Genomic DNA, 12,663 nt, shown 5'->3' with positions numbered 1-12,663 from the left:
AGGCTGGACCCGTGAAGCCGTTCCTCGTCTACAACGTGATGCGCCTCGTCCTCTTCCTCGCCTGCCTGCTCGTGGTGGCGGGGATCTGGTCGCTGGTCACCGACGAGGTCCCGCTGCTCTGGGCCGCCGTGGTCGCCCTGCTCCTGTCGGGGGTCTCCTCCTGGTTCCTCCTGGCCCGCCAGCGGGAGGCCGCCGCCCTGTGGATCCAGCAGCGCGCCGACCGGTCGCGCGCCGCCTTCGAGGCCAACCGCAAGGAGCCGGGCGAGGAGGACTGAGCGGCTCCCGCTCCCTAGTCGGGGCCGGCGGAAACCCCGGTGCGGCGACGCGCGGGGCCGACGTAGCGTGACCCCCGTGCACCTCGACTTCGCGACCCTCGATCCCCACGACCCCGCGACGGGGGAGCAGGAGCATCCGGCCGGGCAGGGCCGCACCCGCCTGCGGGCCTTCGCGGACGCCGTGTCGCGGGGCTTCCACGACGCCCCGCTGGGCGACGAGCCCTACGCGCGCTGGCTGCGTGCGACCGTGGCGGACGCCCCGCGGCTCAGCGGCGCCTGGGTGCCGCAGGGGGAGTACGGCGCCGGCCCGGCGCCGGTCGCGACCTTCACGTCGTTCGCGGGCGAGCTGAGCACGGGCGGCGCGCCCCTGCCGCTGCACATGGTCACCGACGTCACCGTCAGCCCCGCCCACCGCCGCCAGGGCGTGCTGCGCCGGCTGATGACCGAGGACCTGCAGCACGCCGTGGAGCAGGGCCGGCCCCTCGCCGGCCTCACCGTCTCGGAGGGGGCGATCTACGGCCGGTTCGGCTTCGGCGTGGCCACCTGGCGCGCGGACGTCGAGGTCGACGTGAGCAGCCGCTTCGCGCTGCCGGGACAGGAACGGTACGGCCGCCTCGAGGTGCTCGACCCCGCCGACCTGTGGCCGCTCTCGCGCGACCTCTTCGAGGCCTGGCACCGGACCGCGCGCGGGTCGGTCTCGCGGCCGGCGCTCTACGAGGCGATGAGCCGCGGGGAGTGGAACTGGGAGGACCAGCAGCCGGACCCCCGGCTCCGCGGAGCCGTCCACCTCGACGCCGACGGCACCCCCGACGGCTACGTGCTCTACCGGCACCAGGGCTGGGACCGGCCCCGGACGGTGCGCGTCCAGGACCTCGTCGGGCTCACCCCCCGCGCCGAGCTGGCGCTGTGGCGCTTCCTGGCCGACATCGACCTCACCGAGGTGGTGCGGGCGACCACCTCGCCCGACGACCCGCTCACGTGGGCGCTTGCCGACCCGCAGACCCGCCGGGTGACCGGGGTGCGCGACCACATCTGGCTGCGGGTGCTGGACGTGCCGCGGTGCCTGGAGGCGCGGCCCTGGTACGGCGACGGGGAGGTCGTCCTCGACGTCGCCGACCCGCTCGGCCACGCGACCGGCCGGTGGCGCGTCGCGGTGCGCGACGGGGCGGCGACCGTCTCTGCGGTCGGCGGGTCGGGCGACGGGTCGGAGGTCCGGACCGACGTCTCCACCCTCTCGGCGCTCTACCTGGGCGGGGTCGGGGTCGGCACCCTCGTCGCGGCCGGCCGGATCACCGGCGACCCCGGCGCCCTCGCGTCGTGGGCGCGGATGGCCGACGGCGGCCCCACCCCCTGGTCGCGCACGTCGTTCTGACGCGCCCGGCAAGGGTGGGCCGGGTCAGGGCGCTGGGTCAGGGCGCCGGGTCAGGGCACGAGGAGCATGACGACGACCAGCCCGGCCCACCAGAGCTGGCCGGTCCCCGTGGCCGCCAGGACGGGGATGAGCGCCGGGCCCCTCGCCCCGCTCAGGACCGTGCGGAGCGCCGGGAGCATCGGCACCACGAACGCCAGCGCCGCCAGCACCCACCAGTGGGTGCTCGCGGCCACCGCGACGACGGCGACCGCGGCCGCGGCGACGAGCAGGACGTAGAGCAGCCGGGTCCGCTCCTCGCCGAGGCGGACGGCGAGCGTCATCTTCCCCGACTCCCGGTCGGTGGGGATGTCGCGCAGGTTGTTGGTCACGAGGATCGCGCAGGCGAGCGCGCCGACGCCCACGCCGGCGTACAGCGCCGGCCACTCCCACGTGAGCGTCTGCACGTAGGTCGTCCCGACGACGGCGACGAGTCCGAAGAAGACGAAGACCATCACCTCGCCGAGGCCGAGGTAGCCGTAGGGGCGGGTGCCGCCCGTGTAGTACCAGGCCGCCAGGATGCAGACGGCCCCGACCGCGACGAGCCACCACGCCGTGGTCACGGCCAGCACGAGTCCGGCCACGCCCGCGACGCCGAAGGCGAGGAAGGCGGCCCGCTTCACCGCCGCGGGGGAGGCGGTGCCGGAGCCGACCAGGCGCATCGGGCCGACCCGGTCCTCGTCGGTGCCGCGGATCCCGTCGGAGTAGTCGTTGGCGTAGTTGACCGCCACCTGCAGCGCGAGGCTGACCACCAGGGCCAGCAGGGCCTTCCACCACACCAGCCCGTCGGCGTACGTCGCCACCCCGGTGCCGGCGAGCACCGGCGCGACCGCCGCGGGGAGGGTGCGCGGACGGGCGCCCGCCCACCAGTCGGCAGCGCTCGGTCCGCTCATCGCTTCGGCCCCCGCTGGTAGTCCATGCCGTCGGAGAGGTCGACCGTGCGGCGGCTGTTGGCCAGCGCGGTCACCGTGGCGACCCCGAACGCGCCCCGGCGGTCGTAGACGGTGGCGGAGCCGACCGAGATCCCGTCGCTGGCGTGGTGGTCGGTGGCGACCAGCCCGATCTGGAGCCCGACCGGGGGTCGCGCGATGGAGAGGGTGATGTCGGTGTTGATGTACTGCACGCCCCGGGTGCCCCAGTTGGTCACCAGGCTCGCGCCGTCGGCGATGCTCGCGGCTGCCACGAAGGGGGACGGCTGCTCGCCGAGGACGATCGGCAGCCCCGTCTGCCACGTCTGCTTGCGGGAGGCGTTCTGGTGCTGGCCGAAGTCCTGGGACCAGCCGGCGGCGCTGTGGAAGAAGGGGAGCCGCGGGGTGTCCTCGTCGGGGGCGACGTCCAGGGGCGGCGGGGCGGGCACGTCGTCGGGGGACCAGACCTCGCCGTCCGGCACCTCGGTGCGGCGCAGCAGCACCGCGCTCGCCCGGGCCACGGGCTCGCCGCCCTGGCGCAGCACGGCGTCGACCAGCATCAGCCGCGGCCCCTCGCGGACCACCTCGGTCTCCAGCTCGCAGGGCTCCATCGTGGCGGCCCTGAAGAGGTCGACGGTGTAGCGGGCCGGGACCAGCTCGGGCCGCCCGGCGGCCAGGCCGCGCGCCTCGATCGCGCGTCCGAGCGCCCCGCTGACCGCCAGCCCGTGCATCTGGTCGTCGCGCCACATGCTGCGCGCGAGGTCGAGGGGGACGAGTCGGTCGCCGTCGGGGCGGAAGAAGGCCAGGTCCACCAGAGGATTGAAGCAGGCCCGCGTCGGCGGTCCGCCACCCGGCCGAGCGGGCTCCGGTTCGGGTCCGCCGGCCTGGGTCCGCGGCTTACGTCCGGCGGTGGAACCTGACGTCGCCGTTCGCGTGCTTGTGGGTGGTGTAGCCGGGGTCGTGGGCCTTGTGGTGGTGGAAGGGACACAGGAGGACCAGCTCGTCGAGGTCGGTGTTGCCGCCGCCGACCCAGGGGTTGGCGCCGCCGTGGTGGGCTTCGCACCACTGCGCGGGGACCGAGCAGCCGACGGTCTGGCAGGTCTGGTGGGTGAGCATGTGGGCGTCGCGTTGCCAGATCTTGAAGAACCGGCTCGTGCGGCCCATGGCCAACGGCACCCCGTCGCTGTCGAGGACGACGGGGATGATCTCGGCCTGGCAGGCCATCCGCCGGATGGTGTGGGCGGTGACCTCGGTGAGGTCCTCGCCGTTGGTGAGGATCCACCCCGTGCCGAGCTGGTCGCGCAGCTTCTCGTAGTCGAGGGTGACCAGGATCTTGGTGGCCGCACCCCCGTGGGCCGGGATCCGGTGGGGGTCGGCGGCCTCGAGGAACGCGCAGAACGCCAACCCCTGCAACCGCTCCTGGGGGAGCCGTTCCCCGGTGGCGGGATCAATGTGATTGAACGACCCGAGCGAGGTGGCGGCACCGGCTTCCTTGCCGTCGTCCTGCTTGGGGGAGGTCCACGCCTCGAGGATGGTCTTGAGCCGGGCCGCGACGTGGTCGGGGACCACGCCCCTGAGGTTCGACGCCCCGTCGCCGCGGCGACGGATGCTCAACCTCGTCGCCGCGTTCGCCCGGCGTTCGGCTCGCTCCAGCAGCTTGCGTTCGTGCTCGTCGCAGGTCTCGGGGGCGACGGTCTGCAGGATCTTCGCGCCGAGGGTCTCCAGCTGCTTGGGGTTGAACTTGCGGGCGGCGTCCACCAGGTGCGCCTCCGCTCGGGCGAGCACCTCGGCGGGCACTTCTTCTCCGGGCAAAGGGTCGACCACGAGGTTGTCCAGGGCCTTCACGATCACCTGCGCCTGCGGGAGGTTCACCGCCCCGGACACGAGCCCTTCGGCCACGAGGTGCCAGCGGGAGGCCAGCGCTTCGCCGAGCTTCTCCGCCGCGCGGCCGGCGGCGTACCCGGTCCGCGCCCGGGCGTCGAGCCACCCCGCGACGCTCCGGGCTCCGTCGGTCTCGGCGACACCCCCGGGCGCTCCCACGGCACCCATGACCCGCATCCGCAGCGACTCCACCCCGTCAACGACCCGAGTCAGATTCAGGAGCGCGTCCCGCTGAGCCTGGGCCGACAGGAACATCGGATCCGCCGACGCCGCCAAGTCGAGCGCGGCGTCGATCATCGCCACCGCACGGGTGATCGGGTGCTCACCACCCGCCTGCTCCCACATCCGAGACCCCCGTCCCCGACGCCGTACCGACGCCACCCGACAGAGCCCCCGCTGACCTGCCGACACCCCCACTCAACCAGCGACCACCGACAACACGACCCCGCAGGAGCCCGGACGTCCGAATTGTGGACAAGTGTTCGAAAAAAGTCTCTCAGCGAGGGCGAGGCGCACGCGACCTGCACACTCCCGAGCCGCGGACGAGCGGAACCGATCCGGCGTCGACCCTTGACAGGGCCAGCCCCTGCGGCTCAGATGAGCGCACACGTGGCGGCCATCCTGCCGCGTCCGACTCGGGAAAGGTTGAGCACATTGAACGACCGATCGAACCGTCGGCCCGCGCAGCGCGGGCGGGCCGGGGCGGCCACCGTCGCCCTCGCCGTCGCGGCCCTGGCGGGAGGCGTCCTGGCGCCGCCGGCGACCGCCGGCCCCGTGGCCGACTCCGCTGCCCTGGCGAAGGCCAAGCCCGGCAAGCCCGGCAAGCCGTCCAAGCCGACGCGCACCGTCACCGCGCCTGACTCCCGGGCCCTGCAGAAGGCAGTCACCCTGCGCGGGGTCCGCAGCCACCTGCGCGAGCTCCAGAAGATCGCCGACCAGAACGACGGCAACCGGGCGTCGGGCAACCCCGGCTACCGCGCCTCCCGGGACTACGTCGTCCGCACGCTGCGCAAGGCCGGCTACCGGCCGTCGGTGCAGGCGTTCGACTTCGACTACTTCGAGCAGCTCGCCCCGGCCACGCTGGCCCGGGTGGAGGGCGCCACGACGACCCCGTTCGCCGAGGGCACCGACTTCGCGCTCATGGACTACTCGGGCTCGGGCGACCTGACCGCCGCGGTGCAGGCCGTCGACCTCAACCTCGGCGACCTGGCCGGCTCCACCAGCGGCTGCGAGGCGGCCGACTTCGCCGGGTTCACGGCCGGCAGCATCGCCCTGATCCGCCGGGGCACCTGCGCCTTCGGCGACAAGGTCGTCAACGCGCAGACCGCCGGCGCCGCCGGCGTCATCATCATGAACACCGGGACCGAGGGCGCCACCGACGCGTTCGCCGGCACCCTCGGCGGCGCCGTCGCCAGGATCCCGGCCGTGGGCGCCAGCTTCGCCGTCGGTCAGTCCCTGGCCAGCGGCGCGACGGTCCGCCTCGCCGCGAGCACCCGGTCCGAGGTGCGCAAGACCTGGAACGTGCTGGCCGAGAGCCGCCAGGGCCGGCGCAGCAACGTCGTCATGGCCGGCGCCCACCTCGACAGCGTCGTCGAGGGCGCGGGCATCAACGACAACGGCAGCGGCAGCGCCGCGCTGCTCGAGGTCGCCGTGCAGATGGCGAAGCAGAAGACCAAGCCGCGCAACCGGGTCCGGTTCGCCTGGTGGGGTGCGGAGGAGAAGGGCCTGCTGGGGGCCGAGCACTACGTCGGCGACCTGGCCGAGAACGACCCCGACACGCTCGACGAGATCGCGCTCTACCTCAACTTCGACATGGTCGGCTCGCCCAACTACGCGCTCTTCGTCTACGACGGGGACAACTCCGGCGAGTTCGAGGACGGCGCGGTCGGGCCCAAGGGGTCCGGCGCGATCGAGGCGCTCTTCCACGACCACTTCAAGGGTGCCGGGCTGCGCTCCGCCGAGACCTCGTTCTCCGGGCGCAGCGACTACGGGCCGTTCATCGACCAGGACATTGCCTCCGGTGGTCTCTTCACCGGGGCCGAGGGCGTGAAGACCAAGGCGCAGGCGAAGGCGTTCGGCGGCAAGGCCGGGGTCGCCTACGACGAGTGCTACCACGCGGAGTGCGACGACCTGGGCAACGTGTCGAAGAAGGCCCTCGACGCCAACAGCGACGCGATCGCCCACGCGGTGCACACCTACGCCCAGTCCACCTGGAGCGTGAACCGCAAGGGTCCGAAGCTGCGCGGCGAGACCCGCAAGGCGGCCAAGCCCCACGACCCGCGGCTCAACGACGCCGCCGGCGGCGGCGGGCACGACCACGGGCACGCCCTGCCCGGCAACTGAGGCCACGCCGGGGAGGGGGATAGCGTTCGGGGGTGACCCCGACGTCCCCCTCCCCGCTGGCACCGTCGCCCGAGGCCGACGTGGCCGTGCGACAGCTGGCCGACTGGCTGGACGCCGACGAGCCGGAGCGTCTCCTGCTGGAGACCTCCGGCTCGACCGGTCTCCCCAAACGGGTGCTGCTCCCCCGCGACGCCGTCGTCGCGTCCGCCCGGGCCAGCGCCCGCAGGCTCGGGAGCCAGGGCCGCTGGGCCCTGCACCTCCCGACCTCCTACGTCGCGGGCGTCCAGGTCGTCGTCCGCTCCCTGCTCGCCGGGCACCCGCCCGTGGTCGGTGCGTGGGACGACGGCGGCGTGCCCGCGACGTACACCTCCCTGGTCCCCACCCAGCTGCACCGGATGCTCCGCGACCCGGGCGAGGCCGCCGCGCTGGCCGCGCTGCGGGCCGTGCTCGTCGGCGGCGCGGGCACCGACCCGGCACTGCGCGCCGACGCCGAGGCCGCCGGGATCCGGGTGGTGGCGACGTACGGCGCCTCCGAGACCGCGGGCGGGTGCGTCTACGACGGCGTGCCGCTCGACGGGGTGGCGGTCACCCTCGGCACCGACGGCCGGATCCGGCTCGGTGGGCCCACCCTCTTCGACGGCTACCTCGACGACCCCGCGCTCACGGCCGAGGTCCTGGTCGACGGGTGGTACCTCACCGCCGACGCGGGGCGGCTCGACGAGGACGGCCGGCTCCGGGTCCTCGGGCGGCTGGACGACGTCGTGGTCTCCGGCGGCGTCAACGTGCCGCTGCCGGCCGTGGCGGCCCGGCTGCGCGAGCACCCCGACGTCGAGCAGGCCGAGGTGGTCGGGGTGCCCGACGAGGAGTGGGGACACCGGGTCGTCGCCTGGGTGCGGCCCCGTCCGGGGGCGTCGCCGACGCTCGACGGGCTGCGCGCGTGGGTCGCGGGGCCGCACCCGCGGTCGTGGGCCCCGCGCCAGCTCGAGCTGGTCGCGCAGTGGCCGCTGCTCGGCAACGGCAAGGTCGACCGGCTCGCGCTGGCCCGCCGCGCGAGCGGGGGGAGCGACGCGTGAGGCTGCACGTCTTCTCCCTGCCGATGCGGACCCGGTTCCGCGGCATCACCGTCCGCGAGGGCGCGCTGCTGGAGACCGACCGGGGATGGGGCGAGTGGAGCCCCTTCCTCGAGTACCCGCCGCCCGTCGCCGAGCCGTGGCTGCGCAGCGCCCGCGAGGCGGCCGCCGGCGACTGGCCGGCCCCGGTGCGCGACCACGTCCCGGTCAACGTGACGGTGCCGGCCGTCGGGCCGGAGCAGGCCCACGCGATCGTCGTGGCGGGCGGCTGCGCGACCGCCAAGGTGAAGGTTGCCGAGCCCGGGCAGTCGCTCGCCGACGACCAGGCGCGGGTCGAGGCCGTCCGCGACGCCCTCGGCCCCGGCGGGCGGATCCGCATCGACGTCAACGGGCTCTGGAGCATCGACGAGGCGGTCACGCGGATCCCCGTCCTCGATCGGGCGGCGGGAGGCCTGGAGTACGTCGAGCAGCCCTGCGCCGCCGTCGAGGAGCTCGCCGCGGTGCGCCGCCGGGTCGACGTCCCGGTGGCCGCCGACGAGTCGATCCGGCGGGCCGAGGACCCCTACCGGGTCCGCGACCTCGAGGCCGCCGACGTCGCAGTGCTCAAGGTGCAGCCGCTGGGCGGCGTCCGGGCCTGCCTGCGGATCGCCGAGGAGATCGGGCTGCCGGTCGTCGTCTCCTCCGCGCTGGAGAGCAGCGTCGGCATCGCCGCGGGCGTGGCCCTGGCCGCAGCGCTGCCCACGCTCGACCACGCCTGCGGCCTGGCCACCGTGCAGCTGCTCGCCGCCGACGTGGCGGTCGATCCGCTGCTGCCGGTGGGCGGCCGGCTGCCGGTGCGCCCCGTCCGGGTGGACCGCGACGCCCTGGCCCGGCACGCGGCGCCCCCCGATCGGGTCGCGCACTGGCAGGAGCGGTACGACGCGGTCCGCCGACTCGCGGCGACGACCGGCGGGACGGACGAGGAGGGGATCGCGTGAGCGCCACGGGCAGCGGGACCGACGGCGGGACGCGCGGGACGGGCGGCGACGTCGGCGGCGGCGCGCAGGCGACGGGCCTGGCCCGGGACGTCGTCGCGGCGCTGGTGGAGGCCGGCGTCGTCGACGCCGTGCTCTCCCCGGGCAGCCGGAACGCCCCGCTCGCCTTCGCGCTGCACGACGCGGCGGTCGCCGGGCTGCTGCGGCTGCACACGCGCATCGACGAGCGGAGCGCCGCCTTCACCGCCCTGGGGGCCTCCCGGTCCTCCGGCCGCCCGGTGGCCGTGGTCTGCACGTCGGGGACGGCGGTCGCCAACCTGCACCCCGCGGTGCTGGAGGCGCGTCACTCCGGGGTGCGGCTGGTCGCCGTGACGGCCGACCGACCCCTGCGGCTGCGCGGGACGAGCGCCAACCAGACCACCGAGCACGTGGGGCTCCTCGTCGGCGCCCCGGTCCTCGACCTGGCCGGTGGCGCGGGAGAGGCGGAGCGGCTCCGCGACCTGCTGCGCGAGGCGTCCCGCGGCCGCCCCGGACCCGTCCACCTCAACGTGCAGCTCGACGAGCCGCTGCTGCCCACGGACCGGTGGGTGCCCGACGTGACGGTGCCGCCCGCTCCCATCGAGCACCCGTGGCGCGACCTGGCCGCCGAGGCCGTCGAGGTGCCCCTGGGCCCCCGGACCGTGGTGGTGGCGGGGGACGACGCCGGGCCGCCCGCGCGGGTGCTCGCCCAGGACGCCGGCTGGCCGCTGCTCGCCGAGCCCAGCTCCGGCTCCCGCACGGGGACCCACGCGCTGCGCGCCTACCGCCTGCTGCTCGACACCGAGCTGGGGGAGCAGGTCGAACGGGTGGTGGTCCACGGGCACCCGACGCTGTCGCGGCCCGTGACCCGGCTGCTGGCGCGCGCCGACGTCGAGGTCTGGGACGTCGACCCCCACGCGCTGTGGCAGCGCCGACCCTTCGTCGTCGCCCGCGCGGCCCGGGCGCTGCGGGTGGCCGGGGCCGACGAGGCGAACGCCGGGTGGCTGGCGGCCTGGCGGGAGGCCGACGCCTCGGTCTCCGCGCAGCTGGACCGGCTCCTGGCCGGCGAGCCCGGGCTCACCCCCCACGAGGTGGCCGGTGCGGTCGCCCGCGCGCTGCCCCCGGGGGGCCAGCTGTGGGTGGGGGCCTCGAGCCCGGTCCGCGACCTCGACCTCATGGTGCCCCGCTGGGAGGTGGGGGCCCGTCGCAAGGTGCTCGCCAACCGCGGGCTGGCCGGCATCGACGGCGTGGTGAGCAGCGCGATCGGCGCCGCCCTGGCCCGCGGGCCCGGCTCGCGCAACCTCGCGCTCCTCGGCGACGTCACCTTCCTTCACGACGGTGGAGGGCTGGTGCTCGGGCCGGAGGAGAGCCGCCCCGACCTGACGCTGGTCGTCGTCAACGACGACGGCGGATCGATCTTCAGCATGCTCGAGCAGGGGGCCGAGGAGTACGCCGACCGGTTCGAGCGGCTCTTCGGCACCCCGCACGGGGTCGACCTGGCCGCCTGGTGCGCCGCCACCCGGACCCCGCACTGGCGGGTGGAGTCGCTCCCCGAGCTCGAGCACGCCCTCGCCCAGCCCGCCGGCGGGATCGAGGTCGTGGAGGCGCGGGTGCGCCGCGACGACCGCCGGGCGCTCGACCAGCGGATCCGGGCGCTGCGTCCGGCCTGACGCCGGCCCGACCGGGGCTACCCCCACAACGCGAACGCGCCGCACCCCCTGACGGGGATGCGGCGCGTCTTCGGTGCTTCAGCGACCGGTGTCGCGGGTCAGGAAGGGGTCTCCCAGACGCGGATCCAGTCGACGTACATGTGCTGCGGCAGCTTGCGCTCGTTGCCCAGGTCGGACAGCTCGTAGTCGGAGCTGAGCAGCGACAGGATGGGGTACTGCGGCTGGCCGGAGACACCCCGGTTGCTGCGCCAGGTCTCCTGGCCGTCGATGCGGAAGATGTACTGCTTAGGGGTCCACTCGACGGAGAAGACGTGGTAGGCCTTGAACCAGTCGTCGTTCTTCTTCGCGGTGTACTGCTTGACGTTCTTGAGCCAGTTGCCGGTCTTCACCCGCTGGCCGCCCTTGGCCCAGTGGTAGGTGAAGGTGGTCAGGCCCATCGAGTCCTTGGGGCCGGAGCCCTTGCCGAAGTGCTCGATGACGTCGATCTCGGCGCCCGAGAGCTTCGGGTCGGTCGAGCCCGCGACGTGCTCGGCCGGCTGCATCCAGAAGGAGCTGTGCTGGCCACGGGCCTTGGGGAACTTCATCCGCGCGGCGGCGACGCCGTACTTGAAGCTGTAGCTCTCCTCGGTGGAGATGTGGCCGTTGAGCCGGTAGTTGTACTTGCCGGTGACCTTGCCGCTCCGCTTGGCGACGCACTTGTCGTTGCGGGCCGGGTCCTTGATCACGCTGAGGCGGACCGTGCCCTTGCCCACGCTGACGGCCTCGGGGCCGCCGCGGGAGCAGAGACGGTTGCCGTCGCCGTTGTACTCCGGGATCCGGTGGTTCCATCCGGCGCCGAGGGTGGTGCCCTCGAAGGTGTCCTCGAAGCTCGGGGCCAGCCACTGCGCGGTGGTGGCCGACTTCGAGGTGGCCTTGCCGAGCTTCACGCGGTACTCGACGGGCTGGCCGTCGCGGCTGACCGCGCCCAGGAGGTGGGCCTTGCCGCGGGCGTTGGTGCGACCCGCGCCCGCCTTCTTCCAGGAGGAGCCGCTGCGGGCCTGGAGGACGACCTTCTTGTTGCGGCCGGCCTTGCCGGGCTTGGCGGTCACCTCGATGACCGCGCGGCTGCTCGGCGAGGTGGGCCGCTTGCCGTACTGCGAGATCGGGGGCAGCACCTTGATGCTGACCTTGGCCTTGCGGGCCTTCTTGCGTGCCTTCTTGCGGGCCAGCACGTCGGCCTGCGCCGCACTGCTGGAGAGGGGTGAGGCGGCCGGCGCGGTGGCCGAGCTTGCCTGCGTGGAGACGAGGGCCGCGGCGGGCAGCAGCAGGGCTGCGGCGCCGGCGGCGATCAGACGACGTCCAGACATGGAGATCCTGTTCGGGCGTGGGTGGGTGGTCGAGTGCCGCCCCCATCGGCGACGACGGGGCCCACCGTAACGGGTGGGACCGACTTTTCCGGTGTCGTCGACGCTTCTACGCTCGCCCCATGCGCATCACGAAGCACGGCCACGCCTGTGTCCGCCTCGAGCACCGCGGCACCGTCCTGGTGCTCGACCCGGGCGTCTTCACCGACGTCCACGCCGTCGCCGGGGCGGACGTCGTCCTCGTCACGCACGAGCACCCGGACCACCTGCACGTCGACCACCTGCGCGCCTGCGACGCCGAGGTGGTGACGATCGGGGCCGTGGCCGACCGGGTGCTCGCCGAGGCGCCGGAGCTGGCGGTCCGGCTGCGGCGGGTGGTGCCCGGCGACCGCCTCGACCTCGGGCTCCCGGTCTCGGTGGTGGGGGAGCGGCACGCCGTCATCCACGAGGAGCTCCCGCGCGTCGACAACTCCGGCTACCTGCTGGACCTGGACGGGACCCGCGTCTACCACCCGGGCGACGCGTTGACGCCGCCCGGGGAGCCCGTCGACCTGCTGCTGGCGCCGGCCAGCGCGCCGTGGCTCAAGGTGGGGGAGGCGATCGACTTCGTGCGCACCGTCGGCGCCCCGCGCAACCTGGCGATCCACGACGCGGTCTACTCCGAGGCCGGGCACGGCATCGTCGACGGCCACATGGAACGGCTCAACGGGCCGCGCGGCCTGGGCTGGACCCGCCTCGCGGCGGGGGAGGACCTGGACCTGTGACCGGCTCGC

General features: G+C 74.7%; 11 protein-coding genes. 7 read left to right on the top strand and 4 right to left on the bottom strand.

All coding sequences use genetic code 11. The annotated features are described in order from the left end of the window. Nucleotides 1-11: 11 nt before the first annotated feature. Both DNK53_RS00840 and DNK53_RS00835 read left to right on the top strand, forming a co-directional pair. The gene (locus DNK53_RS00840) at nucleotides 12-275 is read left to right on the top strand and encodes a DUF4229 domain-containing protein (protein WP_110180442.1); all 264 of its coding nucleotides are present in this window, start codon (nucleotides 12-14) and stop codon (nucleotides 273-275) included. 76 nt (nucleotides 276-351) lie between these two features. Continuing rightward, nucleotides 352-1,647: a GNAT family N-acetyltransferase gene (locus tag DNK53_RS00835; protein ID WP_162599689.1), complete on the top strand. Its 1,296-nt coding sequence runs from the start codon at nucleotides 352-354 to the stop codon at nucleotides 1,645-1,647. 50 nt (nucleotides 1,648-1,697) lie between these two features. On the opposite strand, the gene DNK53_RS00830 is transcribed toward DNK53_RS00835, so the two are convergent. The 3 genes from DNK53_RS00830 to DNK53_RS00820 form a co-directional block, all read right to left on the bottom strand. Continuing rightward, on the bottom strand, nucleotides 1,698-2,576 hold the full coding sequence (locus DNK53_RS00830; RefSeq protein WP_110180440.1) for a 1,4-dihydroxy-2-naphthoate polyprenyltransferase: 879 nt from the start codon (nucleotides 2,574-2,576) through the stop codon (nucleotides 1,698-1,700). Further along, nucleotides 2,573-3,403: a thioesterase family protein gene (locus DNK53_RS00825; RefSeq protein ID WP_110180439.1), complete on the bottom strand. Its 831-nt coding sequence runs from the start codon at nucleotides 3,401-3,403 to the stop codon at nucleotides 2,573-2,575. Before DNK53_RS00825 ends, DNK53_RS00830 begins: the two co-directional genes overlap by 4 nt. Before the next feature lie 85 nt (nucleotides 3,404-3,488). Beyond that, nucleotides 3,489-4,817 (bottom strand): HNH endonuclease signature motif containing protein, encoded by a 1,329-nt coding sequence (locus DNK53_RS00820; protein WP_110180438.1) that lies wholly within the window; start codon nucleotides 4,815-4,817, stop codon nucleotides 3,489-3,491. Between the two features lie 309 nt (nucleotides 4,818-5,126). Here DNK53_RS00820 and DNK53_RS18260 point away from each other — a divergent pair, with 309 nt between their 5' ends. Genes DNK53_RS18260 through menD form a run of 4 tightly spaced genes read left to right on the top strand, consistent with a single transcriptional unit; the run spans nucleotide 5,127 to nucleotide 10,547 of the window. Beyond that, nucleotides 5,127-6,815 (top strand): M20/M25/M40 family metallo-hydrolase, encoded by a 1,689-nt coding sequence (locus DNK53_RS18260; protein WP_275425723.1) that lies wholly within the window; start codon nucleotides 5,127-5,129, stop codon nucleotides 6,813-6,815. A gap of 32 nt (nucleotides 6,816-6,847) precedes the next feature. Continuing rightward, on the top strand, nucleotides 6,848-7,888 hold the full coding sequence (locus DNK53_RS00810; protein ID WP_239456292.1) for an AMP-binding protein: 1,041 nt from the start codon (nucleotides 6,848-6,850) through the stop codon (nucleotides 7,886-7,888). Then, entirely contained in the window at nucleotides 7,885-8,862 is a 978-nt protein-coding gene (locus DNK53_RS00805) for an o-succinylbenzoate synthase (RefSeq protein ID WP_110180436.1), read from the top strand. Before DNK53_RS00810 ends, DNK53_RS00805 begins: the two co-directional genes overlap by 4 nt. Further along, nucleotides 8,859-10,547 (top strand): 2-succinyl-5-enolpyruvyl-6-hydroxy-3-cyclohexene-1-carboxylic-acid synthase, encoded by a 1,689-nt coding sequence (gene menD / locus DNK53_RS00800; protein WP_239456291.1) that lies wholly within the window; start codon nucleotides 8,859-8,861, stop codon nucleotides 10,545-10,547. The genes DNK53_RS00805 and menD overlap by 4 nt, the downstream gene beginning before the upstream one ends. A gap of 98 nt (nucleotides 10,548-10,645) precedes the next feature. Here the strand turns inward: menD and DNK53_RS00795 are convergent, their stop codons facing one another. After that, nucleotides 10,646-11,893 (bottom strand): glycoside hydrolase family 16 protein, encoded by a 1,248-nt coding sequence (locus DNK53_RS00795; RefSeq protein WP_110180435.1) that lies wholly within the window; start codon nucleotides 11,891-11,893, stop codon nucleotides 10,646-10,648. Nucleotides 11,894-12,012: 119 nt separating this feature from the next. Between DNK53_RS00795 and DNK53_RS00790 the strand changes: the two genes are divergently transcribed. Continuing rightward, nucleotides 12,013-12,654: an MBL fold metallo-hydrolase gene (locus DNK53_RS00790; protein ID WP_110180434.1), complete on the top strand. Its 642-nt coding sequence runs from the start codon at nucleotides 12,013-12,015 to the stop codon at nucleotides 12,652-12,654. Nucleotides 12,655-12,663: the final 9 nt, after the last annotated feature.

The organism is Nocardioides solisilvae, assembly GCF_003194625.1.
Classification (GTDB): domain Bacteria; phylum Actinomycetota; class Actinomycetes; order Propionibacteriales; family Nocardioidaceae; genus Nocardioides; species Nocardioides solisilvae.
The sequence above is the reverse complement of the archived record's forward strand: the minus strand, read 5'-3'. Positions and strand labels throughout refer to the sequence as shown.